22 protein-coding genes are annotated in these 25,335 nt (G+C 68.9%); 9 read left to right on the forward strand and 13 right to left on the reverse strand.

Annotated elements, in window-relative coordinates; genetic code table 11:
* Positions 1 to 247, forward strand: a 247-nt coding sequence (locus IEY58_RS34515) for a hypothetical protein (RefSeq protein ID WP_229744108.1), incomplete at its 5' end; no start/stop codon positions are given.
* Between the two features lie 83 nt (positions 248 to 330).
* The gene (locus IEY58_RS31610; protein WP_189052180.1) at positions 331 to 1,020 is read left to right on the forward strand and encodes a hypothetical protein; all 690 of its coding nucleotides are present in this window, start codon (positions 331 to 333) and stop codon (positions 1,018 to 1,020) included.
* Positions 1,021 to 1,035: 15 nt separating this feature from the next.
* Here IEY58_RS31610 and IEY58_RS31615 read toward each other — a convergent pair whose 3' ends face one another.
* The 6 genes from IEY58_RS31615 to IEY58_RS31640 are packed head-to-tail and all read right to left on the reverse strand — an operon-like array spanning position 1,036 to position 6,975.
* Positions 1,036 to 2,616, reverse strand: coding sequence for an AMP-binding protein (locus IEY58_RS31615; RefSeq protein ID WP_189052181.1), 1,581 nt, complete (start codon positions 2,614 to 2,616; stop codon positions 1,036 to 1,038).
* Positions 2,616 to 3,365: an ABC transporter ATP-binding protein gene (locus IEY58_RS31620; RefSeq protein WP_229744109.1), complete on the reverse strand. Its 750-nt coding sequence runs from the start codon at positions 3,363 to 3,365 to the stop codon at positions 2,616 to 2,618. Before IEY58_RS31620 ends, IEY58_RS31615 begins: the two co-directional genes overlap by 1 nt.
* Complete coding sequence (locus IEY58_RS31625) at positions 3,362 to 4,099, reverse strand: ABC transporter ATP-binding protein (RefSeq protein ID WP_189052182.1); 738 nt, start codon at positions 4,097 to 4,099, stop codon at positions 3,362 to 3,364. Before IEY58_RS31625 ends, IEY58_RS31620 begins: the two co-directional genes overlap by 4 nt.
* Positions 4,099 to 4,977 carry a branched-chain amino acid ABC transporter permease gene (locus IEY58_RS31630; protein ID WP_189052183.1) on the reverse strand — a complete coding sequence of 293 codons (879 nt, stop codon included), beginning with the start codon at positions 4,975 to 4,977 and terminating at the stop codon, positions 4,099 to 4,101. The genes IEY58_RS31625 and IEY58_RS31630 overlap by 1 nt, the downstream gene beginning before the upstream one ends.
* A complete protein-coding gene (locus tag IEY58_RS31635; protein ID WP_189052184.1) occupies positions 4,974 to 5,843 on the reverse strand; it encodes a branched-chain amino acid ABC transporter permease in 870 nt (289 codons plus the stop codon). The genes IEY58_RS31630 and IEY58_RS31635 overlap by 4 nt, the downstream gene beginning before the upstream one ends.
* A gap of 4 nt (positions 5,844 to 5,847) precedes the next feature.
* Positions 5,848 to 6,975 (reverse strand): ABC transporter substrate-binding protein, encoded by a 1,128-nt coding sequence (locus tag IEY58_RS31640; protein WP_189052185.1) that lies wholly within the window; start codon positions 6,973 to 6,975, stop codon positions 5,848 to 5,850.
* 387 nt (positions 6,976 to 7,362) lie between these two features.
* On the opposite strand from IEY58_RS31640, the gene IEY58_RS31645 reads away from it, so the two are divergent.
* Both IEY58_RS31645 and IEY58_RS31650 read left to right on the forward strand, forming a co-directional pair.
* The gene (locus IEY58_RS31645) at positions 7,363 to 12,465 is read left to right on the forward strand and encodes a diguanylate cyclase (protein WP_189052186.1); all 5,103 of its coding nucleotides are present in this window, start codon (positions 7,363 to 7,365) and stop codon (positions 12,463 to 12,465) included.
* Positions 12,466 to 12,663: 198 nt separating this feature from the next.
* On the forward strand, positions 12,664 to 13,650 hold the full coding sequence (locus IEY58_RS31650; protein ID WP_229744110.1) for an ABC transporter substrate-binding protein: 987 nt from the start codon (positions 12,664 to 12,666) through the stop codon (positions 13,648 to 13,650).
* Positions 13,651 to 13,662: 12 nt separating this feature from the next.
* On the opposite strand, the gene IEY58_RS31655 is transcribed toward IEY58_RS31650, so the two are convergent.
* The 3 genes from IEY58_RS31655 to IEY58_RS31665 form a co-directional block, all read right to left on the reverse strand.
* Positions 13,663 to 15,042 carry a sensor histidine kinase gene (locus tag IEY58_RS31655; RefSeq protein ID WP_189052188.1) on the reverse strand — a complete coding sequence of 460 codons (1,380 nt, stop codon included), beginning with the start codon at positions 15,040 to 15,042 and terminating at the stop codon, positions 13,663 to 13,665.
* Positions 15,036 to 15,707, reverse strand: coding sequence for a response regulator (locus tag IEY58_RS31660; RefSeq protein ID WP_189052189.1), 672 nt, complete (start codon positions 15,705 to 15,707; stop codon positions 15,036 to 15,038). The genes IEY58_RS31655 and IEY58_RS31660 overlap by 7 nt, the downstream gene beginning before the upstream one ends.
* A 113-nt stretch (positions 15,708 to 15,820) precedes the next feature.
* The gene (locus IEY58_RS31665; protein ID WP_189052190.1) at positions 15,821 to 16,177 is read right to left on the reverse strand and encodes a LuxR C-terminal-related transcriptional regulator; all 357 of its coding nucleotides are present in this window, start codon (positions 16,175 to 16,177) and stop codon (positions 15,821 to 15,823) included.
* A 346-nt stretch (positions 16,178 to 16,523) separates the two neighbouring features.
* Here IEY58_RS31665 and IEY58_RS31670 point away from each other — a divergent pair, with 346 nt between their 5' ends.
* The 3 genes from IEY58_RS31670 to IEY58_RS31680 all read left to right on the forward strand — a co-directional run bounded on the left by IEY58_RS31670 (position 16,524) and on the right by IEY58_RS31680 (position 20,053).
* Positions 16,524 to 17,993 carry a porin gene (locus IEY58_RS31670; protein WP_189052191.1) on the forward strand — a complete coding sequence of 490 codons (1,470 nt, stop codon included), beginning with the start codon at positions 16,524 to 16,526 and terminating at the stop codon, positions 17,991 to 17,993.
* Between the two features lie 150 nt (positions 17,994 to 18,143).
* The gene (locus tag IEY58_RS31675; protein ID WP_189052192.1) at positions 18,144 to 19,484 is read left to right on the forward strand and encodes a 2-hydroxycarboxylate transporter family protein; all 1,341 of its coding nucleotides are present in this window, start codon (positions 18,144 to 18,146) and stop codon (positions 19,482 to 19,484) included.
* Positions 19,485 to 19,603: 119 nt separating this feature from the next.
* Positions 19,604 to 20,053, forward strand: coding sequence for an NUDIX hydrolase (locus IEY58_RS31680; RefSeq protein WP_189052193.1), 450 nt, complete (start codon positions 19,604 to 19,606; stop codon positions 20,051 to 20,053).
* Here the strand turns inward: IEY58_RS31680 and IEY58_RS31685 are convergent.
* On the reverse strand, positions 20,020 to 21,108 hold the full coding sequence (locus tag IEY58_RS31685; protein ID WP_189052194.1) for a citrate synthase/methylcitrate synthase: 1,089 nt from the start codon (positions 21,106 to 21,108) through the stop codon (positions 20,020 to 20,022). The genes IEY58_RS31680 and IEY58_RS31685 overlap by 34 nt on opposite strands.
* 91 nt (positions 21,109 to 21,199) lie before the next feature.
* Here IEY58_RS31685 and IEY58_RS31690 point away from each other — a divergent pair, with 91 nt between their 5' ends.
* Positions 21,200 to 22,384 (forward strand): citrate synthase family protein, encoded by a 1,185-nt coding sequence (locus IEY58_RS31690; protein ID WP_229744111.1) that lies wholly within the window; start codon positions 21,200 to 21,202, stop codon positions 22,382 to 22,384.
* Here the strand turns inward: IEY58_RS31690 and IEY58_RS31695 are convergent.
* Entirely contained in the window at positions 22,360 to 23,220 is an 861-nt protein-coding gene (locus IEY58_RS31695; protein ID WP_189052196.1) for an AraC family transcriptional regulator, read from the reverse strand. The two genes, IEY58_RS31690 and IEY58_RS31695, sit on opposite strands and share 25 nt — an antisense overlap.
* 123 nt (positions 23,221 to 23,343) lie before the next feature.
* Here IEY58_RS31695 and IEY58_RS31700 point away from each other — a divergent pair, with 123 nt between their 5' ends.
* Positions 23,344 to 23,754, forward strand: a complete 411-nt coding sequence (locus tag IEY58_RS31700) for a DUF2000 family protein (protein ID WP_189052197.1) — start codon at positions 23,344 to 23,346, stop codon at positions 23,752 to 23,754.
* A gap of 31 nt (positions 23,755 to 23,785) precedes the next feature.
* Here the strand turns inward: IEY58_RS31700 and IEY58_RS31705 are convergent, their stop codons facing one another.
* Both IEY58_RS31705 and IEY58_RS31710 read right to left on the reverse strand, forming a co-directional pair.
* Positions 23,786 to 24,841, reverse strand: coding sequence for a CobW family GTP-binding protein (locus IEY58_RS31705; protein ID WP_189052198.1), 1,056 nt, complete (start codon positions 24,839 to 24,841; stop codon positions 23,786 to 23,788).
* The gene (locus IEY58_RS31710) at positions 24,838 to 25,332 is read right to left on the reverse strand and encodes a Fur family transcriptional regulator (protein WP_189052199.1); all 495 of its coding nucleotides are present in this window, start codon (positions 25,330 to 25,332) and stop codon (positions 24,838 to 24,840) included. Before IEY58_RS31710 ends, IEY58_RS31705 begins: the two co-directional genes overlap by 4 nt.
* Between the last annotated feature and the right edge of the window lie 3 nt (positions 25,333 to 25,335).

Raw genomic sequence — 25,335 nt, forward strand, 5'->3', positions numbered from 1 at the left:
GCCGAAGGGCCCGCCGTTCCCGCCGCCGCCGGAGAACCCGCCCGGTACGCCGCCGAAGGGCCCGCCGTTCCCGCCGCCGCCGGAAAACCCGCCCGGTACGCCGCCGAAGGGCCCGCCGTTCCCGCCGCCGCCGGAGAACCCGCCCGGTACGCCGCCGAAGGGCCCGCCGTTCCCGCCGCCGCCGGAGAACCCGCCCGGTTCGCCGCCGAAAGGCCCGCCGTTCCCGCCGCCTCCCCCTAAAGACTGATCCCTGATCGACGGGGTGAGATCGGCCGACCTCGCCCCGTCGTGATCAGGCCGCTTACCGTCTTCGGCCGGAGACCTACGGCAATGATAACCGCTGAAACGTCCAGCGCGCCGCCCAGCACGCGGCTGAGCGCCGCGCTGGTCGCTGAATACCGCCCTGAATTGATCCCGGTCTTGGAGGGTAGCGCCGAAACCGCGTGGAACGCCGCCGATGGCGCTGCGGCCAGGTCCCGTTTCGCTGCCGAGCGGTTTCTCGCCCTCCCCGGAATGCTCTCGGCCGGCGATACGGCGCTCGTCGCGAATTATTATCGGACCCTGATCGAGGCCGGATGGATGGTAGCGGTCCAGGATCCAGTGCGCTGGGTGACCAGCAACGATCCGGTCGGCCGCGCGCTCTTGCAGCAGTTCCGCCCGCTCGTCGAAGCGATCGCCGGCCGACCGCTCCGCGACAGCTACACCTTCACGGCCGAATATCTGCCGGGCGCGGCGTTGCCGATGCACATCGACCGCCTGCAATGCGAATATACGATCTCGTTGCTGCTCGATTACGATCCGCTGCCCGAGGGAGAGCGGTCGCCCTGGCCGCTCGACGTCGAATCGCCGCTCCATGCGGAGACCCTGCATTTCCACCAGGCGCGCGGCGAGGGCGTCCTGATCAAGGGCAGGGAACTCAGGCATGGGCGTCCGACCGCGCTCGATAAGGACCGCTGCCTCGTGATCATGCTGCATTACGTCGAAGGCGACTTCCCGGACGAGCAGATGGAGCCGTATTGAAGGACGCTGGCCTTCTTACACCGTCTCCTTCATCAACTGCTCCGCCATTTCGCGCAGTTTCGCCCGCTGGATCTTGATGCCGTTCGGGCTTGCCGTGGTCGGGAAGGCCTCGACCACGGCGATGCGCGCCGGCACCTTGAACCGGGCGATCCGTTCGCGGCAAAGCGCCTGCAACGCCGCCTCTTCAAGGCGGGTGCCGGGCTCGGCCGTGACGAAGGCGACGGGCACGGCGTCGGCGGCGTTGCTGGCGGCCCCTTTGGTGGCGGCTACCACCTGGGCACTCGCGACGCCGGGCAGGGTCACGAGGAACCCCTCGATCTCTTCAGGATTGACCAGGAAGCCGCCGAGCCGGAGCGTGTCGCCGAGCCGCGTCTCGTAAATGAACCCATCGCCGTCGAGGCGGCCGAGGTCGCCGCTGCGGAAGAAGCCGTCGGCTGTCGTGGCGCGCCGCGTCGCTTCGTCGTTGCCGAGATAGCTCATGAAGCGCGACGGCGCCTTGAAGCAGAGCTCGCCCGACTGGCCCGGTGGCAAGACCGCCCCGGTTTCGGGATCGCGCACCGAGACCTCGGCCTCCTGATTGACCGGGCGGCCCCCGGCCATGAGGCGGTTCGGCCCGTGCGACGCCGCGAACAGCGCCTGCATTTCGGAACTGCCGTACACCCCGCGCGGTGCGAGCCCGATCGCCTCGGCCGCAGCGGCCGTTGCCGCGGCGCCGGGATGGAACGCGGCGAAACCGAAGAGCCGCATGGTCGTAAAGGGCTCGCCCGCGGCACCGTCGATGATGCGGGCCAGGAGATCATCGCCGCCGACCGCATGGGTGATGCCGTGCCGGCGGATGAGGTGCGCCGCCTCGGCGCCGTCGAAGCGGTCCATGCACACGACATGGGCGCCGCCGGCGATGGCCGCCATCGCCGCGGCATTGCCGAACGTGCCGCACAGCGGGATGCAAGCGAGCAGCGCGCTGGTCGGCCGGTCGGTCTCGAACGCGCGCATGACGTCGGCCGCGTGGCCGGCGATCGCGCGCTGGCTGTGCAGCACGAGCTTCGACCCGCTGGTCGTGCCGGAGGTAGTAAAGGTGAGGCAGGGCAGGTCCGGTGCCGCCGCGTCGGGCACGTCGCCGGCGAAACGGGCCTCGGGATCGAGCCGCTCCGCCGGCAGGCCGGCGACGGCGCTTACGCCCGCGGGCAGCCGGCGCCCGATCACGAGGCGCAGCGCCGGTCGGTCCGTCTTGGGGATCGCCGCCAGGAGGGCCGGGAAGTCGACCGGCTCGAAGCCCCATTCCGTTACCAGCACACGCGCCGCCGACCGATGGAGCAGGCTGCCGACCTCGGCCGTGCGGAACCGCGTGTTCACATGGATCGCCACGGCGCCGAGCCTGGCGGATGCGAAGACGAGCGCCAGATAGTCGGCGCTGTTCGGCAGCCAAAGAGCGACGCGATCGCCAGGCCGGACACCCGCTGCGCGGAGCTGCGCCGCCGTGCCCGCGACCCGGGCCGAGAACGCGCGCCAGTCGAGCGTGCCGGTGCCGTCGGTCACCGCCGCGGCATCTGGTTTGCGGGCAGCCCCCTCGGCGAGGAGGGCGGTGAGCGTCGACATCAGAACAGCTCCATCAGCGTCGCGTGGTCTGCCAGGTCGGCCGGCACGCCTTCGAAGATCACGCGGCCGGACTTCATCACCGCGACCGCGTCGGCGACGGCGAAGGCCTCGTGCACATTCTGCTCGACCAGCAGGATCGACATGCCGCGTGCCTGCTGCAGCGCCCGCACCGGGGCGAGCAGGTCCTGGAACAGCTTCGGCGCCAGGCCGATCGACGGCTCATCGAGTAGCAGGATCGAGGGGCGCGCCAGCAGCGCCCGGCCGATCGAGACCATCTGCTGCTGCCCGCCCGACAATTGTCCGGCGCGCCGGCGCCAGACGGTCTTCAAGACCGGCAGGATCTCCAGCACCTCGTCGGTGCGGGCCGCTTCCTCGCCGCCGCCAAGGCCCGCCGACCAGGCGGCGAGTGCGAAGGTTTCCGCCACCGTCAGGCCAGGAAAGACGCCGCGGCCTTCCGGCACATAGGCGACGCCGGCCCGCGCCATGGCAGCCGGGCTCGGCCTGATCGTCGCGCCATCGAGCGTGACGTGGCCGGCCGAGGGCGTGTGCAGGCCGAACAGCAGTCTCATCAGCGTGGATTTGCCGGCGCCGTTATGCCCGATCAGACAGAGCACTGTACCTTTGGCGAGGCTGAGGCTGACGCCGTCGAGCACACGACGCCCGGCGTAGCCTGCGACCAGATCATGGGCCGCCAGGGCTGCGGTGGTTGCCGCCGTCGTTGCTGCCTCCATCGTCGGCGCCGGGATCATTGCCGGCGCTCCCCGAAATAGATCCGGCGCAGGTCCGGGTTCCGCATGATCTCATCCGGTTCGCCCTCGGCGAGCTTGCGGCCCTGGTCGAGGAAGGCGATACGGTCCGCCACCTCCGTCACGATGTCGAGATTATGCTCGATCAGGCAGATCGTGACGCCCTCGGCCATGGCACCGCGCAGCAGCGCCGTGAAGCGGCTGCGCGAGGCGGGGTCGAGGCCGGACGCCGGCTCGTCCAAAAGCCAGATCTTGGCGCCGGACGCCATGATGCGGGCCAAGGACAGGAACTTCGCCTCGGCATAGGAAAGATCGATCGCGCGGGCACGGGCGAGCGGCAGGAGCCCGGTGCGCTCCAGCGCCGCCTCCGCCGCCGCCCGCCGTTCCAGCCCGCCGCCGGGCTGCCAGAACCAGGCCCGGCGCTCGAGGCTCGCCAGCACATTGTCCCGGACCGACATATGGGTAAAGAGGCGCAAGTCCTGGAAGCTGCGCGCGATGCCGAGGCGCGCCACGCGATGCGGTGCCAGGCCCGTGATCGGTCGGCCGGCGAGGCTCACAGCACCCGCGTCCGGCATGAGATTGCCGGTCACGAGGTTGAACATCGTCGTCTTGCCGGCGCCGTTCGGGCCGACGAGGGCGGTGATGATGCCCTCGTGCAGCTCGAGATCGAGCGCCTGGATCGCGGCGAGGCCGCCGAAGCGCTTCGACAGGCCGTTGAGGCTGAGGAGCGCCGTCATCAGCGCTGTCCCACGGGCCGGCCGGCGAGCCCCGCAGGGCGGAAGATCATGAGCAGCGTCATGGCGAGGCCGTAGATCAGTTGCTGCACCGCGCCAATGTCGGTCGGCGGGATGAAGGGCAGGAACGAGAGCCCGGCCGGCAGCAGCAAGAGGAGCACGGCGCCGACGAGCGGCCCGGCGAGTGTGCCGACGCCGCCGATGATGACCATGGCGAGGAGCAGGATCGACTGTTCGAGCGTGAAGCTCTCGACATTGACGAACGCCTCCTGGAACGCGAACAGCGCTCCCGCGAGGCCGGCGAGCGCGCAGCCGACGGCGACGGCGAGCGTCTTCAAGCGCGCCACATCCTTGCCGAAGGCGCGCGCCGCACTCTCGCTGTCGCGCAGCGCCATCAGCGAGCGACCGAAGCTGCCGCGCATCAAGAGCCGAATGCCGATGAGGCAGGCGCCGAGTGCTGCGAGGCAGACGGCAAAAAACGCCCAGGGCGAGGAGACGTCGAGGCCCAGGAGCGTCGGCGGCGGAATGCCGACCAGCCCGCCGATGCCGCCGGTGAGCGACTGGGCCTGGGTGAAGACGGTCGTCGCCAGCATCTGCAGCCCCAGGCTCGCCGCCACGAAATATTCGCCGCGCACGCGGAGCGCGGGAAGGGCGAGGCAGAGCGAGGCGGCACCGGCGAGCGCCGTCGCCGCGAGTGAGGCCAGCGCCACGTCCGGTGTGACGAGCAGCGCCACCTGCGCCCCGGCATAGGCGCCGAGGCCGAAGAACACGGCGTGCGCCGTGCTGAAGATGCCGGCATATCCCACCAGCACGTTCAGGCTGACGGCGAGGATGCCGAAGATGGCCGCGAGCGTCGCGAGATTGAGCAGATAGGCGGTCATCGCGGCACCGGCTGGCCCAGGAGCCCGCTCGGGCGGAACAGGATGAAGCCGAACAGCAGCACGAAGCCCGCCGCCTCGCTCCATTGCGTGTCGAGCACGGCCACGACGAGGCTCTCGGTCACGCCCAAGAGCAGGCCGGCTGCGACGGCGCCGCGCAGGCTGCCGATGCCGCCGACGATCGAGGCGGCGAGGCTGATCAGCATGACATGGGGGCCGATCGAGGGCTGCAGGCCGCTCGTCGCCGCGATCAGCACCGCGCCCGGCACGGCGAGCGCCGAGCCCAGCGCGAAGGCGAGGGCAGAGAGCCGGCGAGCGGACAGCCCGTAGGCCCTGAGCAGCTCCGGGTTCTCCGAGAGCGCCCGGAGCGCCACGCCGGCCCGGGTCCGGCCGAGGAACAGGCCGGTGAGTACCAGCAGCAGGATCGTAACCAGGATCGCGACCCAGAACACGGGGGCGAGATAGAGGCCCGGCAGCACGGCCGTCGCCCGGGTGAGCGGCGAGCTATAGGCGACGAAGCTGCGGCCGAACGCCAGCTCAAGCAGGCTCTGCACGACGACGACCATGCCGAACGCCGCGACGAACACCGTGAAGAACGAGCCTTCGTGCCTGAGGATCGGCCGATAGACGAGCGCATCCATCGCGAGCCCGAAGCCCACGGCCACGACGAGTGAGGCAACGCAGGCAAGCGGCCAGGCGAGGCCGGCATCCGCCGTCTCCAGGAAGGCATAGCCGGCGAGCGCGAAGGTGGCGCCATGCGCCACATGGAAGACGCGGGTCGCCCCGAAGATCAGCGCGAAGCCCGCGGCCGTCAGCGCATAGATGAGGCCGGTCTGGATGCCGGATGCGAGCAGCTGGACGAGCAGCATCGGCTCAGCCGATCCGCTCGGCCTTGCCTCCCTTCATCCGGTTGATCTGGATCGGGATCGAGATGTTGCAATTGTCGTCGAACGTGCCTTCGCCGCCGACCAGCGCGAATTTGCGCACGCGCAGCAGTTCGGCTCGAAGCGCCTCACCATCGACCGGCTTGCCGGCCTTCTCGAGCCCCTGCGCCAGGAGGCCGAACAGGCGGACCGCGTTGTAGTAGTTCTGGTGATAGGTCGTGGGATCGCTGTGGTACTTCTCGCGCCAGTCCTTGACGAAGCGCTGGGTCACCGGGTCCTGGAGCGTCCAGTCGCTCAGCTGGGCGGTGAACACAAGGCCCTCCGCCTCCGCGAGGTCGCGCACCGAGGGGATGGTCGCCGCCGAATAGGTCACGAGCTGCTGGCTCACGCCATTGTCGCGCAGCTGCTTGATGATCTGCGCCTGCTGCGCGCCGTAGCTCGCGAAATAGACGGCGTCCGGCGTGCTTTCGCGGATCTTGGCCGCGATCGGGCCGAACTGCTGGGCGGTGGGTGCGATGCTGAAGCTGCCGGCGAGCGTGCCGCCGTTTGCCGGCAGGGCGTCGGAAATCTGCTTCAGCGCCGCGTTGCCGAGCGGATCGTCGACATAGAGCACGGCGACCCGCTTGGCGCCCTGCGCCTTGAGCCACGGGATGATGGCCGCGATCTCCTTGTCGATCAGCGGGATGACGTTCCAGAACAAGGGCGCCAGGCCGGAGAGGTCCGGCCCGACGCCGCCGCCGTTGACCATCACCACCTTGTTGCGCTGGCCGATCGGGGCGGCCGCCTTGGAGACGCCGGTAAAGCCGATCAGCGTGTAGACCGCGTGATCGACGTTCGCGAGCTTGGTCATGCCGGTGGCGCCGCCCTGGGGCGTCGCCTGGCTGTCCTCGGCGCGCAGCTCCACGGGCTTGCGCAGCATCTTGTCCTCGGCGAGGTGCGCGAGCGCCATTTGCGCACCGGCCGTGAAGATGGCGCCGTATTCCGCGTTCGGCCCGGCCATGGGGAAGAGGGTGCCGATGATGTAGCTGGCCGCCTCCTCGGCAAAGGCGCGGCGGCAGGCGAGCAGCAGCGCCGCGGAGGCGGCGGACCCCATGAGCAGCGTTCGGCGTCGAATCATGATCGTTCCTCCCCAGCCCGGGACGCGTCTTGGGCGCGCCATCGTCATTTTGTCGGAAAGGGGACCATCGGGGCCGCCAGAAATCAAGTGCATATTCAACAATCGGAACGCCATTCCGTATGGGGATGAAGGTTGGCGCTCTCGGCCGGATTTTTCGCCGTTTCTGCCAAGGCGCATTTTTGCCGTGAAATGACAATCCCGATAAGCGGGCGATGGATGGATCGTGACCGACCATCGGCAGATGCTCGATGCCATGAGGCGGCGGTTTGCCGCGCGACCCTTTGCGCATTGGCGTGACAGCGTCTACAGCCGTGGGTATCGTCGCCATCGATCGGCGCGCGTGTTGCGCGATGCCGTGACACATTCGCCGGACGAGGGGCCTGCCGTTTGGAAGCCACGTCTATTGCCCGCGACGACAAGCCCTTCGCCGCAGGCATCACGCTCGGTGCCTTTCGCATACTTGGCCTGGCCCAGGACGAGCCGCACGCATATTGGTACAGAGCAACCCGGTTGGCAGATGGCCAGCCGGTCGTGCTCTATCTGCCGCACCAGATGCGGCGTCCGGTGCTGGAACGCCAGCGGGCGCTGCTGGCGCCGATTGCCGATCCGGCCATCGATCGCATGCTCGATCTCACCGAGCTGGCCGGCCGGCCGGCGATGGTCCTGGCACACGACGGGCATGCCGCGTTCCTGTCGGAGCTCTGCGGCACGCCGATTGGGGATCTCGACCGGTTTTTAACGATCGCGATCGGCCTCGCCGACGCGCTGGCGCGGCTGCACGAGCGCGAGATCGTGCATCGCGACGTTCGTCCGGCGAACGTGCGCTACGCGCCCGAAACCGGGTCGGTGCGGCTTGCCGGCTTCTCGCTTGCGGCGGAACTGCATCGCGCCGGCGCGGTCGATCCGTCGGCGCCGCTGCATGGCGATCTGCCCTACATGTCGCCCGAGCAGACCGGTCGGACCAATCGGCCGGTCGACTGGCGCAGCGATCTCTATTCGCTGGGCGTCCTGTTCCACGAGCTCTTGACCGGTGCCACGCCGTTCCAGGCCCACGACCCGATCGGCTGGGTGCATTGCCATATTGCGCGCCAGCCGGCGCCGGTCACGGCCTCGCGCCCCGACCTGCCGCCGATGCTGGCGTCGATCGTGCTCAAGCTGCTCGCGAAGAGCGTCGAGCAGCGCTACCAGTCGGCGGCCGGCCTCAAGGCCGATCTCGAGGAATTCCGCGTGCGGCTCGCGGCCGACAATGGCGAGGCGGGCTTTCCACTCGAGCGGCATCAGCGGCGTAGGGAGCTGGTGCTGCCGCACCGCCTCTACGGCCGCGATGCGGACGTCGGAGAACTGCTCGACGCGTTCGAACGGGCGCGGGCCGGCAATGCCGAGCTGCTGCTGGTCACGGGGCCGTCAGGCATCGGCAAGTCGGCGCTCGTGCACGAGGTGCTGAAGCCGATCACGCGCGAGCGCGGCTATTTCGCCCAGGGCAAGTTCGACCAATATCGGCACGACACGCCCTATGCCGCCGTCATCGACGCGCTCCGGACGCTGGTGCGCAGCCGGCTGACCGAAGGGCCGGTCCGCGTCCGGCGCTGGCGCGAGGCGACGCTCCAGGCGCTTGGCGCCAACGCGGCGCTGGTGACGGACGTGATCCCGGAGCTCGCGCGCACGCTTGGGCCCACGATCGTGCCGGCGCCGGTGCCGCCGAGCGAGGCGAAGAACCGCTTCCACAATGCCGTGACGCGCCTCGTCCAGACGCTTGCCAGCGACGAGCATCCGGTGGCGCTCGTGCTCGACGACCTGCAATGGGCGGACTCCGCGTCGGTCGAGCTGCTGGCCGGTCTTTTGACCGATCCGGACAGCCGGCATTTCCTGGTGATCGGCGCCTATCGCGACAACGAGATCCTGGCCGAGGGGCCGCTCGCCCGCGGTGTCCGGCGCATCGAAGCGGCGGCGCGCGTGACGCGGCTCGACCTTGCCCCGCTCACGCGCGACGAGATCGCGACCTATCTGGCGGATGCGCTCCAGGAAGACCGGCCGGACCTGCTGCCCTTGGCCGAGATCCTGGCGGCGCGCAGCGAGGGCAATCCGTTCTTCCTTGGGCAGCTGCTGCTGTCGCTCGCGCAAGCCGGCTCGATCCGGCGCGAACTGGGCGTCGACGGCTGGGTGATCGACCGGGCGGCGATCCTGCGCCAGGCGGCGACGGACCCGCTCGCCGACCTGCTGGCCCGCCGGCTCGACCAGCTGCCGCCCGCGACCGCGTCGGCGCTGGGACAGGCCGCCGCAATCGGCAACCGGTTCGCGCTCACGACGCTCGCCGCCCTCTGTGATCAGACGGAGGAGGCGACGGCGGCCGAGCTCGTGCCGGCACTTCGGGCGGGCCTGCTGATCGCGCTCGACGACGGCGACAAAGCACCGGTCTTGCAATTCGCCCACGACCGGCTGCAGCAGGCGGCCTACCGGCTGGTGCCGGAGGGTGAGCGGCCGACGGTCCATCTGAAGCTCGGCCGCTTGCTGCGCGGGCTGGCACCGGCCCCGGAGGATCCCGGCTTCTTCGACGCGGTCGGCCATCTCAATATCGCCCGCGTCCTGATCTCGGACCCGACCGAGCGGGAGGCGCTTTCCCGCCTCAACGTGGCGGCGGCCGATCGGGCGCGCAGCGCTGCCGCCTTCGATGCGGTCCTGCGCTCGCTCACCGTGGCGCTCGAACTCCTGGGCGGCGAGCCGTTCGACCGCGCCTTTGCGCTCCGGCTGCATCTTGAGGCGTCCGAGGCGGCCCGGCTCGAGCAGCAGGAGGCCCTGTCGGAGCGCTTGATCGCCGAGGCGCGCCGCTTCGTTGCCTCGGCGCACGACGAGGCCGCGGTGCTCGAAATGGTGACCGAGAACCGGGTCGTGCTCGGCGATCTCGCCGGCAGCGTCGCAAGCGCGCTCGAAGCGCTGGCGCTGCTCGGCCTGCCGCTGTCGGAGCGTTTCGCCAAGCTTCGCCTGCTGCCGGCGATCGCGAAACTCAAGCTCACGTTCTGGCGCCGCCCGATCGAGCAGCTGGCCGATCTGCCGGCGATGACGGACCCGCGCGCGCGGCTCGCCATGCGGATCATCTCGGCCTGCTCGGTCCCGGCCTACGTGCTGGGGGCCGACGTCTGGCCGCTGCTTATCCTGCTGCAGACGGAACTGTCGATCCGCTATGGGCTGGCGCCGGCGACACCGCACAGCTTCAGTTCCTGCGCCGTGGTGCTGTGCGTCGTGGGCGACGTCGAGGCCGGCACGCGGCTCGGCCGGCTGGCGCTCGAACTGGGCCCCCGGCTCGGCGCCTTGAAGCAGGACTTCGTCTTCGCCTTCAACACCCATCACTGGAAGCATCGGGTTGCCGACAGCCTGGTGCCGCTCCGGCGCTCCTGCATCGCGCTGCACGAGGCGGGCGACTACAATTTCGCCGAATATGCCGCCTGGGCCGAGATCACCCATCTGCTCTATGCTGGCGCCGACCTCGCGGGCGCCGACAATTTCCGCGCGGAAATCCTGCCGCGCATCCGCCGCCGCGGCTCGCCGTTCGGCAATGGCGGCGTCGACATGGTGCTGTTCTTCATCGACGCCCTGCGCTCGGAGCATCTTGAGATCGATGTCGGCGCTCAGGATTTCGGCGCCCCGATCGAGGACAGGACTGAGCTGTCGGGCCTGCATCGCGCCTATTTCCTGGTCGCCCGCTGCATGCTGCGCCTCGTCTTCGGCGCGACCGGCGCAGCACTCGCCGATGCCGCTGCGCTCGAGCCGCTGCGCAACACGCTGCTCAGCACCGTCGCCTTCACCATCGCGCCGTTCTACGAGGCGCTGGCGGTTCTGGGCGAGCTCGACCGGATGCCGGCCCAGGCACGGCGCCGGGGCCTCCGCCGCGTCCGCTCGGTCCTGCGCCGCCAGCGCCGCTGGGCGCGCCTGTCGCCGGGCGATCACGATCACCGTGTCTTCCTGATCGAGGCGGAGCTGGCGCGTGTCGCCGGGCGCCACGACCGGGCGGCCGGTCTCTATCTCGCGGCCCTCGAGCGGGCCGCGGCCGCGGGCTTCCAGATGGATTGCGGCCTCATCGCCGAGGCGGCGGCACGGCTCCATCGCGCGCTCGGCCGCGATCTGCGCGCCGACCGCTATCTGATCGAGGCGCACGGCTATTACCGGGCCTGGGGTGCCCGCGCGAAATGCCAGCAGCTCGCAACCCAGCATCCGACCCTGTTCCGTCCGGGACCGGGCGAGGCGGCGGCCCGTCCAGCGGCGCGGCCGGGGGCGCTGTCGGGCGCATTTGGCGCCGATGCACTCGACGCCGCGACCGCGATCAAGCTCGCCGCCGCGGTCTCGAGCGAGCTCTTGCTGGAGCCGCTGGTCGTTCGGCTGCTCGATCTCGCCATGGAGAACGCCGGGGCCCGTTTCGCAGCCCTCATCCTCGCCGACGGTGGCGAGCTCACGGTGCCGGCCGAACATCGGGTCGACGGGGACGAACGGCTCTTCATCCTCGACCGGCCGCTCGCCGAGACCGATCTGCCGGCCGCTGTGGTCCATTACGTGACCCACACGGGCGAGACGGTCGTGCTCGAGGACGCCGGTGCCTCGCTCCAGTTCGGCAATTCCGCCCGCTGGGCCGACGGCGTGCCGCGCTCCGTGCTCTGCTTGCCGATCACCGATCGCGGCCGGCTCACGGGCGCGCTTTATCTCGAGAACGACCTCGCGACCGGCGCTTTCACCCAGGAACGGGTCGAGCTGCTGCGCGTGCTCGCCGGCCAGGCGGCAATTGCCATTGCCAATGCCCGGCTGTTCACCGAGCTTGACGAGACGCGGGCGGCGCTCAAGCGGTCGAACGAGGCGCTCGAGAATTCGAACCGCGAGCTCGAGCGCAAGGTCGCCGAGCGGACCAGTGACCTCGAGGCGTCGCTCCAGCGGCTCGAGGAGGCCAATGTCGAGCTGGAGCGGCTCGCCAACCACGACATGCTGACGGGGCTGTTCACGCGCCGGCGCTTCTTCGAGGCGGCGGAGCTGGAGCAGGCGCGGGCGCGCCGCACGAACCACACCGGCAGCATCTTCGTGGCCGATCTCGACCATTTCAAACGGATCAACGACACCTATGGCCATGCCGCCGGCGACGCTGCGCTCAGGGCGGTGGCACAGTGCCTGAAGGCGAGCCTGCGCTCGGTCGACATCGCCGGGCGGCTGGGCGGCGAGGAGCTGATCGCGCTCTTGCCCGAGACGGCGCTTGCGGATGCGGCCTGTGTCGCCGAGCGCTTCCGCGTGATGCTGGAGCGCACGGTGATCCGGCACGAGGACCTGAGCTTCTCGGTCACGACCAGCGTCGGCGTCGCCAGCTGGTCCGGTGCCGACGAGGAGATCGCGCGCGTGATGGCCCGCGCCGACACGGCGCTCTATCGCGTGAAGCACGAGGGCCGCAACGCGATCGCGGTCGGGACGGCACCGATACAACGGTCGGAGCGGCCAGAGGCGGAGCCTGCGGTCGACTAGGGCGGCTGAGCGGTCGGCCCAGGCGCGGCACAACGCCGCTCGACAGCTTCGTGAAAGGTTCGGCCCTTAGAATGGTATCCGAGAACGATAAGCGGCCGAGACGGCCGCCGGGAGGCCGCCCATGCTGCGAACGATCGCGCCGCGAACAATCCGCTTGCCCCGCCGCGCCATCGCGTTCATGGGACCGTGATGAGATCCATGCGACGACTGATGCTGGCGCTGCTTCTGTCTGCGCTGGCGACGACCGCCCGCGGCGCCGACAAGGTTACGCTGATGGTCGGCGGCATCGAGAAGATCATCTATCTGCCGGCGGCGCTCGGCGAGCAGCTCGGCGCGTTTCAGGAGCAGGATCTGGATGTGGAGATCCGGTCCGAGCCTGTCGGCATCGAAGCCGAGGACGAGCTCCTGGCCGGCGCGGTCGACGGTGTGGTTGGTTTCTACGATCACGCCGTCGACCTGCAGGCGCGCGGCAAATTCATCGAATCAATCGTGCTCTTCGGCCTGACGCCTGGCGAGGCCGAGCTCATTCCGACCCGTCTTGTCGGGGAAATCCGGTCGCCGGCCGATTTCAAAGGGCGCACGCTCGGTGTCACCGGCCTCGGCTCATCGACCGATTTCCTCACGCAATACCTGGCCGTGAAGCACGGCGTGCCGCTGCGCGACATTTCCCTGCTGCCGGTCGGTGCCGGCGACACGTTCATCGCCGCGATGCTCGACGGCCGGATCGACGCAGGCATGACGACGGAGCCCACCGTCTCCCGTCTGCTCAAGACCGGCGGCGCCCAGATTCTCGTCGACATGCGAACGCCGGAGGCGACCCGGGAAGCGCTCGGCGGCATCTATCCATCCGCCTGTCTCTATGTTCAATCCTCCTGGGTGCGGCACCATCGGGACGTGGCGCAGCGCCTGGTCAACGCCTTCGTCAAGACGCTCCGTTTCATTGACACCCACAACGCCGCCGAGATCGCGGACCGTATGCCGAGCGAATATTTCGCGGGCGACAAGCTGAGCTACATCCAGGCGCTCGCCGAGGGCAAGGCGCGCTTCACGCCCAGCGGCAAGATGCCGGGCGACGGGCCGCCGACCGTGCTCGCGGTGCTGAGCGGCTTCTCGCAAAACGTACGCGGCAAGACGATCGATCTCTCGAAGACCTACACCAACGAGTTCGTCAACGCCGCGAAGTGAAGGCCCGCGTGCCTAATCGTCGGGTGCCGCGGGAAGGGTGACCTCGACGAGCAGGCCCGACCCGAGCGGTGAGTCGGCGAGCGTCACCGTGCCGTCGTAGCGCCCGGCGATCTCCCGCACGATCGACAGGCCGAGACCGCTGCCGTCGCCGTCGGTGCCGAGCATCCGGTAGAACCGGTCGAACACGCGTTCCCGCTCGTGCAGTGGGATGCCCGGTCCTTGATCGGCAACGCGCAGGATGCCGACGCCGTCACCGGCCGCGACCGTGGCGTTGATGGCGCCGCCGGGCGGGCTGTAGCGCAGCGCATTGTCGACGATGTTCATGACGAGCTCGTGCAGCATGGCACGATTCGCCAGCACCCGGACGGGTGTGGCGTCGAAGCTGAGCTCGATGTTCCGGTCGAGCGCCCGATCCGCCACGGTCTCGAGCACGTGCCGCGCCGTCTGGGCGAGATCGACCGGCTCGCGCACGATCGAGAGCGCGCCGGGCTCGATCTTGGCGAGCATCAGCAGCTGGTTGGTCAGATGAACCATCTGGCCGACGCTCTCGTCGACGGCCGCGAGCGACTTGTTCTTCTCGTCCTGGTCGGTCGTGCTGAGGCCGTAGAACACCTGCGTCTTCAGCAGGGTAAGCGGCGTGCGCAGCTGGTGGGCGGCGTCGGCGATGAAGCGCCGCTGTACGGCGATCTGGTTGCGCACGCGCTCGACCGAATGGTTGAGCGCGGCCACCAGCGGGCGCAGCTCCTTCTGCACCAGGTCGGTCGCGATCGGGTCGAGCGTGTCCGGCGCACGCGCCGCGATCTCCTCGCTCAACCGCACGAGCGGCGCCAGGCCGCGATTGAGGCCGAACCAGGCGAGCGCCGCGGCGATGACGACGAGGCCCAGCTGACGCTCCGTCTCCGCCACCCACAGGTCGGCGATCATGCGCCGATGACCGCGCAGGGTCTGTCCGACGATGACGAGCGCAAATTGCCGGTCGCTGTCGCCGATCAGCGGCTGGCTGAGCGCCACGGCCCGGATCGGCTGGCCGCGGAACATGGCGTCGAAATAGCGCGGCTCAAAGGCCTCCGTCGCGTTCACCGGTCCGGGCACGTCGGAATAGCCGGCGAGCAGCGTGCCGTCAGCATTGGCGACGCGATAGACCACCCGGTCCTGGAAGCCCGACGCGAACATCTCGAGCGCCGAGGGCGGCACGATGGCCTCGACCAGGCCGTCGACGACCTTGATCTGCTCGGCGATGGTGTGCGCGGAGCCGACAAGCGTGCGGTCCGTGACGATGCCGGCGACGAGGCGGGCGTTCGAATAGCTCTGCCACGCGTTGAACAGCACCAGGACGAAGAGCGGTGCCAGGATCCAACGCAGCAGCTGCAAGTGCAGGCTGCTGCTCAGCATGGATCCTGGCGCAAGGCGTAGCCCAAGCCCCGGAAAGTGACGATGCCGACGCCGCTGCCTTCGAGCTTCTTGCGCACCCGGTGGACGTAGATCTCGATCGAATTGACGTTGCCGCTGTCGCCGAAGCCGAAGACGCTTTCCATCAGGCTGGTCTTGCTGACCGTGCCGCCCTCTTTGAGGATCAGGCTCTCCAGCACGACATGCTCGCGGGGGGTGAGCACGAGATCGGCGCCGGCCAGGAAGAATTGCCCGCTGTTGCGGTCGAGCGAGAGGGCGCCGTAGCGGGTGGTCGGGCTCAGCGGTTCGTGCCGGCGGCGCAGGCGGGCGCGGATGCGGGCTTCCAGCTCCTCGATGTTGAACGGTTTCGCGAGATAGTCGTCGGCCCCGCCATCGAGCGCCGAGACGCGGCTCGGCACGCTGTCGTCCGCCGTCAGCACGAGCACCGGCGTCGTGCTGCCGCGCGCCCTGAGGCGCGCCAGCACCTCGGTCCCGCTCAGCGCCGGCAGGGCCAGGTCGAGGATGACGAGCGAATAGTCCTGGGTCTTGAGGGCGTAGTCCGCGTCCTCGCCGTCATAGACGCAGTCGATCACATATTTGCTGCGGCGCAGCAGCATGGCGATCCAGTCGGACAGTTTCCGATTATCCTCGACAATCAGAATCCGCATTTCGTCCCTCTCGGACCGCGCTTCACGGCACGGCCGCCGTCGTCTGCCCGCGACGGTACACCGCCCATCGCCGGAACGCGACGCTCACGACGGGCCGGGGCTTTGGTCACGGCTCAGGCGAGCAGCCGGAACAGCTCGTGCTGAGAGGAGATGCCGAGCCGCTCATACGCCCGCTTCCGGTATGTCACGACGCTGCTCTTCTTGATCTCGAGCTCGAGCGCGATCCCTTCGGCGGTCATGCCGGCGAGCGCACGGGTGCAGACGTCGATTTCGCGGCCCGTGAGACCGCGGTCCAAGGCCAGGAGCCGTTGCCGGTAGAAGCGGAGCGATGTGTCCTTGGAGCGCGCGGTCGCCTCCGCGTCGCCCGAGATTGCCTGTCCTCCCGGGGATGCCTGTCCCAAGGTCGGCGCGATCTGGAGCGCCAGCCGGAGCACTTCCCGCGCGATCGACTGAGACAAGTGCTCGTACATCCGCCACTCCCTAAATTTTTATATTTCTCCGGCCTCGGGCCGGCTTCACCTCGCTGAAATCTAGCACCGCCAAACTTTCATTTAGCTTTCAGGGCAGAACTTCGCTTCCCCATTCGGGGGGACAGCCTGTCCCCCTTGAAATGGTCAGATTACGTCGCAGTGAAATGCGACCATTCACTCGAAATCTAGCATCGCACCTTGGCTGGAAAACTCAGTTTTCCGGGGCGGGGCCTATTTTTCAAAAATCATGGGGGAGAGATACATGCCTAAGCGCGGAATATCAGCAGTTCTACTTGCATCTACTGCCGCTGCTCTATTGTTCTCCGGCGCCGCCCGGGCGGACGACATGGCAGATCTCAAGGCGCAGATCAAAGCCTTGAGCGATCGTCTGAGCCAGATCGAGGCGGAGCGCGCCGCCGCGGCTAAAGTGCCGGCGGTCCAGACGACGACCGGCGCGCCGAAGCAGACCTCGGTCCCGGCGACGCTCCAGAAGGACCAGCAAGGCAACACGCCCGGCGGCACGACGGCGGTCGTCGACACCTCGGTGCCGGCGACCCTGCAGAAGGACACGGGCGGCAATGCGATCGGGATCCTGAACAACCCGGTCATGCTCTACGACGACAAGAACACGAGCGTGCGTCTCTACGGCCTCATCGAGGCGACGCTCGGCGTCGCGAACAACCAGAACAACAAGGGCGATCTGGCGGTCGGCTATCAGACGTCCTGGTTCAGCGGCAACCGCCTGGGCTTCGACGCTTTCCACGCCCTGAGCTTGGGCGACCAGATCGGCCTGCCGGGCCTGAAGGTGATCTCGAAGCTCGAAACTGAGTTCGAATCGCCGACCGGCAATGCCGACACGCCCGGCGTCATCTTCAATCGCGACGCCTGGGTCGGTTTCGAATCGGATGATCTCGGCAAGATCACATTCGGTCGCCAGAACTCGCTGACCCGCGATTTCACCCAGAACTGGGGCGATGCCTACGGCACGCCGGAGGTCACCACGAAGGAAGGCGGCTACAGCAACGTCAACAACTTCAAGCAGCTCATCTTCTACTCGGCGAGCTCGACCGGCACGCGCAACAACAGCGCCATCGAATGGAAGAAGCATCTGGGCGACCACTGGCTGGTCGGCCTCGGCTATGCGTTCGGTTCCGGCGGCGTCGGCGGCAGCGGCAACGGCGGGCCGGGCCAGTTCAACGCCGGCGGCGGCGGCACGCCTGGCCAGTTCTCGCTCGGCAGCAACGAGGCCGTGTCGATCGCCTACAACAATCTCGCCATCGGCCCCGGCAAGGCGAACTTCAACGTGAGCTACAACCGGGCCAACAACCACGAAAACGTCAACCAGGCCGAGCTGGTCGGCGGCAACTATTCGATCGGGCCGTTCCGGTTGAACGCCGGCTACATCCACTACACGGGCGAGCAGGGCGAGCACAACAGCGCCGGAACGCGCACCGACAATGCCTGGACGGTCTCGGGCAGCTATTGGCCGGCGGCAAAGGTCGAGACGGACATCGGCTACGTCCGCATGGACGGTACGCATGCCGGCAATTGTGGCGGCAACACGCTGCTGCCCTTCCTGCAGGACGCAAGCTGCGTGACGCGCGCGACCGTCGCCAACGGCGGCAGGGGAACGGTGTTCGGCTCGGTCATCTTCCACGCCGACAAGCAGACCGATTTCTACCTGGCCTCGGACTACCTGAAGGTCGACGGCGGCTGGTCGGTCGGGGATGCCCAGGGCAACGTCGACGGCATCGGCCACGGCCGTGCGCATGACGACGAAGTCGAGGTCGCGACCGGCTTCCGCTTCAAGTTCTGAGGCGCCTCAAGTTCTGAGTCGCCGGGGCGCGGCACCCGCCTGCGGCGAAAGCCGGGGATCCGGTCGGCCTCTCAGAGGTCGGTCCGGGTCCCCGGTACCCGAACATTTGATGCGCTCATGCGCCCGCCCGCAGACTTCTGGAGATCCCTTATGACCGACACCACGATCCGGCCTACAGCCAAACGGGCCGACGGCTTCTGGCCCTACGGCTGGTGGAAGATCGTCGACTGGCAGATCGGTATCATCCCGCTGCCGATCTTCGTTCTCCTGTTCGGGCTCATCGCGGCCTTCGTCATGACCGGCAAGGTGCCGTCCGACATCCTGATGGCGATCGTGCTGCTCGCGATGGGCGGCTTTACCTGTGCCGAGCTCGGCAAGCGGCTGCCGCTGATCCGCCATGTCGGCGCGGCCGCCATCTTCGCGACCTTCATCCCGTCCTACCTGGCGTTCCGCCATGTGCTGCCGGATTCGATCCTGAGCTCGGTCACCGAGTTCACGAAGTTCAGCAATTTTCTCTATCTCTTCATCTCGTCGATCATCGTCGGCAGCATCCTCGGCATGGATCGCCATGTGCTGATCGCGGGATTCCTCAAGATCTTTGTGCCGCTGGCGCTGGGCTCGGTCGTGGCCGGCATCGTCGGCACGCTCGTCGGCACGGCCCTCGGCCTCGGCGCCTATCACAGCTTCTTCTTCGTCGTAGTGCCGATCATGGCCGGCGGCGTCGGCGAGGGGGCGATCCCGCTGTCGATCGGCTATGCCGCGATCCTGCATTCACCGCAGGGCGAACTATTCGCCCAGGTGCTGCCGCCGGTGATGCTCGGCAGCCTGACCGCGATCCTGCTCTCGGGCGGCCTCAATTTCCTCGGCAAGCGCTACCCGCATCTGACCGGCGAGGGGCGGCTGCAACCGGGCACGCATCCGGAGATCGAGCCGGGTGAGGAGCCTGCGGGCGCCGTGCCGGATGTGACCACCATCGCGGCGGCCGGGGTGACGGCGGTGACGCTCTATCTGATCGGCGTCTTGTCGCAGCGCCTTTGGGATTTCCCGGCGCCGGTGACCATGTTGTTCATCGCCGTGCTCTTGAAGCTCACGCGCTCTGTCTCGCCGCGCCTGCAGAACGGCGCCTTCATCGTCTACAAGTTCTTCTCGACGGCCGTCACATATCCGCTGCTGTTCGCGATCGGCGTCGCGATGACGCCTTGGGACAAGCTCGTCGCCTCCTTCACGCTGCCCTACATCCTGACGATCATCGCAACCGTCGCGACGCTGATGGCGACCGGCTTCTTCGTGGCGCGGCTGCTCAAGATGTATCCGATCGATGTGGCGATCGTGAATGCCTGCCACAGCGGGCAGGGCGGCACGGGCGACGTCGCGATCCTGACCGCAGCCAATCGTATGCAACTGATGCCGTTCGCCCAGATCGCGACGCGCATCGGCGGCGCCATCACCGTGACGCTGACCCTGATCGCCCTCGCACGCTTCTTTACCTGACGAACCGGAGCCGGGCCCGGCAATACTCCAATGAGACGATGCTCAGACGGAGCAATTGCCGCGCCCGGCCCCATGGGTCGCCCTTTGACGGCATCGGCCCGACCGCCCATAGTCGGGCCATGAACCGCGATTATCCCTATTCGCCGATGGTCGGCATCCTCTCGGTCGTCCGCCGCGGCGACCGGTTCCTGCTCGTGCGCCGCGCCAAGCAACCCAATCTCGGACGCTGGGGCTTCCCGGGCGGCGTCCAGGAGCTGGGCGAGACCGTGATCGACGGCGCCCGCCGCGAGCTCCTCGAAGAGACTGGCCTCTCATCCGGCGGCGGGCGCACGACCACGGCGCTCGACGCGATCGAGCACGATGAGGCGGGTCGCATCCGCTACCACTACACGCTGGTCGTGGTCCTCATGACGGACGTCGCGGGCGAGCCGGTCGCCGGCGACGATGCGGCGGAGGTCGGCTGGTTCGGCCTCGATGACGTCGAACGCATCCCGACCATCGCGGCCGTGCGGCCGCTGATGGTCGAGATCTTGGGTCAGGCCGCGGCCTTGGGCATCGGCCCGACATAGGCCGATTGCGGGCGGATGATCCGGCCGCCCCGCGTCTGCTCCATGATATGCGCGGTCCAGCCGACAACCCGGCCGATCGCGAAGATCGGCGTGAACAGGTCGCGCGGCAGTTCCAAGGCCTCCAGCACGAGGGCGGTATAGAACTCGACATTGGTGTCGAGCCGGCGGCCGGGCTTGAGCCGGGCCAGGACCCGGAGTGCCCCGGCCTCGACGGCCTCGGCGAAGCGGATGCGGTTCGATCCGGCGCGCAAGGACAGCGCCACCGTCTTCAGCACGTCGGCGCGCGGATCGCGCACCCGATAGACGCGATGGCCGAAGCCCATCAGCCGGTCACCGTCGGAGATGGCATGCTCGAGCCAGGGCTCGATCTGATCCTCGTAGCCGATCGCGTCCAGCATGTCGAGCACCGGGCCCGGCGCGCCGCCGTGCAGCGGCCCCTTGAGCGCGCAGAGCGCCGCCACGACCGACGAGAAGACGCCGGCGCGGGTCGACGCTACGACGCGCGCCGTGAAGGTCGAGGCGTTGAGCCCGTGGTCGGCGACCGTCACCAGATAGGTCTCGAGGGCGGCGACATGATCGGGCGTGGCCGGCATTCCGCGCAGCATGCGCAGGAAATCCGCGGCCTGGGGTAGCGCCGGGTCGGGCGGTACCGCTGCCGCATCCTGCCGAGCGCGGGCGAGGGCGGCGACGAACACCGGCATGGCAGCTGTCGCGAGCAGATGATGGGGCAACGGGTACGTGTCCGGCAACGCCGCGAGCAGCAGCCGCAAGCCTTCAGTCACGGTCAGGCCCGCCGCCGCCGGCAGCAGCGGCCGCCCGATCTCGAACGCCGCGACCCGGGCCTCGCCGAGAGCGCGGGAGATCGTCTCCGGGGCTGCGGCCTCGTCTGTGAAGCCGTGCCACAGCAAGGCTGCGACCGCCTCCTGGCTCACATGCCCTGCCAATTCCTCGATGTCGTGGCCCCGGAAGATCAGGCGCCCCTGTTCGCCGTCCACATGGCTCAGCACGGTCTCCGCCGCGATGATGCCGTCCAAACCGTCCGATGCTGCCGTCATGGCGAATCTCCAAATTGCGCACTCGCCAGACATCGGATCGGTGGTTAATATCGTCAATATTGATTCAATACATCAATATATGGAGATCGCGTTGCCGGCCGGAGATCTGATCGATGCCGCCGAGGCGACGGCGCTGCTGGGCGTCGGGCGGGCGACGCTCTATGCCTATGTCAGCCGCGGCCAGATCCGGGCGGAGCCGGACCCGGCCGACCCACGGCGCCGGCTCTATCGCCGGGTCGACATCGAGGCACTGAAGACGCGCAAGGCGCGCGGCCGCCGGCCTGAGACGGTGGCGGAGACGACGCTCGACTGGGGTCTGCCGGTGCTCGAATCGGGCATCACCCTGATCGCTGACGGGCGGCTTCATTATCGCGGGCGGGATGCGACGGCGCTCGCCGGCACGGCGACGCTCGAGGCGACCGCGCGGCTGCTATGGGACTGCGGTGCAACGGACCCGTTCGATCGGCCGGCGCCGCCGATGCCGGCGGCCTGGCCGGCCGTCCTGCCGCACCTCACGGCGCTGACGCCAATCGAGCGGGCCGCAGCCCTGCTGGCGCTGACGCCGCCGTCCTTGCCGACCACCGGTCGCGCGGCAGCGCGGCTGTGGCCCGAGGCCTCGGAGTTGCTGCGCCTGGTCGCGGCCGCCGCGATCGGCCGGGCGCCGTCGGACCAGCCCATTCATCAGGTACTGGCCGAGGCCTGGGGGCTCGATGCGGCGGGGGCGGACCGGCTCAGGGCGGCGCTGGTGCTGTCGGCCGACCATGAATTGAACACCTCGGCCTTCACCATGCGGTGTGTCGCCTCGACCGGCGCCTCGCTGCCGGCAGCGCTCCTGGGCGGGCTTGCCGCCCTCTCCGGGCCGCGCCACGGCGGCATGACGGCGCAGGTCGAGGTGCTGTTCGAGGCGCTCGCGCGCGACGGCGATGCGGAGCGGCTCGTTGCCGGCCGGCTCGCGCGCGGCGAGGGGGTGCCGGGGTTCGGCCATCCGCTCTATCCGGCGGGTGATCCGCGCGGTGCGGCCCTGCTGGCGCTTGCGGCGCCGGATGCGCGTGCCGAGGCTTTGGTGCGCGCCGTGGCCGACCTCGCCGGCCAGGCGCCGACGATCGACGTCGGGCTCGTCGCCCTCAGCCGTGGACTGGTTCTGCCGGCAGGTGCTGCGATTGCCCTGTTCGCGATCGGCCGCACCGCCGGCTGGCTCGCCCATGCGCTGGAGCAGGTCGGCGAGGGCCGCCTGATCCGGCCGCGGGCGCGCTATGTCGGCCCGCTACCGAACTGACCGCCGGACTGCTGAACCGCGCGTGCGAACTGGACCGGCGTGATGCCGAAGGCGCCCTTGAAGCGCCGATTGAGGTGGCTCTGGTCGACGAATCCTGCTGCGGCTGCGACTTCCGCCGCCGGCTCGCCTGCGGCCAGCAGCCGTTTCGCTTCCGCCAGCCGGAGCCGCAGCTGATAGGCGTGCGGCGGCAGGCCGAAGCGGCGATGGAACTGGCGGCACAGCTCGTAGCGGCTCATGCTGGCGAGGGCCGCGAGTTCCGCGGTCGCGACCTCCGTCGCTGCGTCGGCGTGCAGCCGCTCGCGCACCCGGTCGAGCGCCCGGTCGTGGCGGCCTGCCGCGCGCGGCTCGGTGCCGAGGCCGCCATGGGCCGCGAGCCGCCGGATCATGGCGCTGAAGGCAGCGTCGCGCTCGAGGCGGGACGACGATGTGGTGAGGAGCGCGTGCGTGCGGGCGACGAGCAGGCCGGCGGTCGGATCGGCGATGAGCGGGGCGGCAAAGAACGGCAGCGGGCCGGGCCGCTCGCGCGCATCCTCCAGCACGGCGCGGACGGCTGCGGTCTCGATATAGAGCATGCGATAGGCGAAGCCCGCGTCGTCGCCGGCGTGGCCGTCGTGTGGCTCGTCCGGGTTGAACGCCATGACCATGCCCGCCGTGCTGGCATGGGCGCCGCCGCGGCAGCGGAAGGCCTGGACGCCCCAGTCGGTGACGCCCAGCGCATAGCCGTCATGGGCGTGGCGTTCGTAGACATGGCGGCGCATGCGGGCGCGCAACAGCTCGACGCCCGGTTCGGGCGCGGTCGCATATTCGGTCCAATCGGCGGCGAGGTCTCGGGGCATGCCAAGTCCCATGGCGGGTTCCGGGTCCCATGGCGGGTCCCGGCCGGCAACCCGGTACAAGCGGGCAAGCGGGGCTTGAGGATAACATCCTCGTCGGATCATCCAAGAAGGACGACGACGGGCATGCGATTCGATACCAAGATTGCCGTGGTGCTGCGCGCCGATTTGCCGGTCTGGCAGAAGCTGAACGTGACCGCCTTCACGGTGAGCGGCCTTGCCGCGACCGATCCCGCGACGGTGGGCGAGCCGTATCGCGACGCCTCGGGCCAGGAATATCTGCCGATGTTCCGCCAGCCGGTGCTGGTGTTCGCCGGCGACGCGGCTGACCTACGACGCGCCTATGAGCGCGCGATGGAGCGGGACGTCCGGCTTGCGATCTTCACCGAGGAGCTGTTCGTGACCGGCCATGACGAGGCGAACCGCGCCGCGGTCCGCGCCGTCGCGAGTGCCGAGCTCAACCTGGTCGGTTTCGCGCTGCGCGCCGACCGCAAGGACGTCGACAAGATCCTGAAGGGCTTGTCGCTCCACAGCTGACGATCGGAGCCCCGGGGGCAGAACTGGTCGATCAAAGCCGGGCGCGGTCGAGGAACAGGTCGAGGCTGCGCTGGATCGGCTCGCGGCCGAGGCCGTTCGTGATGAACACGAGCCGGCTCGAGCGCGGCGTGCCGGCGGGCCAGCCGTCGAGCTGGCTCGGCGGATGGAACAGGTGCTGCACGCCGTGCACGACGACCGGCCGGTCGTTGCCGGCGATATCGAGGATGCCCTTCACGCGCAGGATCTTGTCGCCCGAGATCGAGACCAGCCGGTCGAGCGCCTCGGCGATCGCCTCCCAGTCGAGCGGCTCGGCATAGGCGACGCAGAAGCTCTCGATGCCGTCGTGGTGATGGTGCGCATCATCATGATCATGATCGTGGTCGTGATGATCGTGATCATGGTGGCCGCGGTGATCGTGCCGGGCGGCATGGGCGTCGGCGGCGAGCCAGGCCTCGAGCCGGTCGCCGCGGTTGTCGAGCGCCATGCCGAACAATTGGTCAGGATCGACGGAGCCGTGGCTGGCGACGATCGGTTCGGCGCCTGGATTGATGTCCGCGAGCCGTGCACGGACGCGCTGGATCGCCTCGGGCGTCGCGATGTCCGTCTTGGTGAGCACGATGCGGTCGGCGACGGCGGCCTGCTTCACCGCCTCGCGGTGCACGTCCATCTGGGCGTCGGCATTGACCGCATCGACGGTCGTGACCACGCCTTCGAGCCGATAGCGCGCCGCCGTCAAGGGCTCGACGATCAGCGTATGGAGCAGCGGCGCCGGGTCGGCCAAGCCCGTGGTCTCGACGATGACGCGGTCGAATTCCGGGATCTGACCTTTGACCCGCTTCAGGAACAGTTCCTTGAGCGTGTCGGCGAGATCGCTCCGGAGCGTGCAGCAGACGCAGCCGCTCTCCAAAAGCGCCACCGTCTCGTCGCCGGTCCGGATCAATTCGTGGTCGAGCCCGACCTCGCCGAACTCATTGATGATGACGGCCGTGTTCTTCATCTCCGGTCGCTGCAGCAGCCGGGCGAGCAGCGTGGTCTTGCCGCTGCCGAGGAAACCGGTCAGCACCGTGACCGGCAGACGCTTAGTCATTGGACGACCCGTGCTGCTTCAGTATTGACCCGACTGCATTCCGCGCAGAGGCCGCGCACCTCGATCGTCTGGCGCTCGGCGCGGAAGCCCAGGCGCGCGGCGCGCGCGCGGACCGCCTCGGCGATTTCCGGATCGTCGAGCTCGCCGATCGAGCCGCAGCCGCGGCAGATCAGGAACTGGCCGCTGTGCGCCTGTTCCGGGTGCGGGCAGCCGACATAGGCGTTGAGCGATTCGATGCGATGCACCAGGCCGTGCTCCATCAGGAAATCGAGCGCGCGATAGACGGTCGGCGGTGCCGCGCGCCGATGGGTGGTGCGCAGCGCGTCGAGCAAATCATAGGCGCCGATCGGCTCGTGGCGCTTCCAGATCAGTTCCAGCACCTGGCGGCGGATGTCGGTCAGCCGCGCGCCGCGCGCGCCGCACACGAGCTCCGCGCGGTCGATCGCATCCTCGATGCAATGGGCGTGGTCGTGGCTCTTGGGCTCGAACATAGT

Source organism: Aliidongia dinghuensis (assembly GCF_014643535.1).
In the GTDB taxonomy this organism is placed as follows: Bacteria; Pseudomonadota; Alphaproteobacteria; order ATCC43930; family CGMCC-115725; genus Aliidongia; species Aliidongia dinghuensis.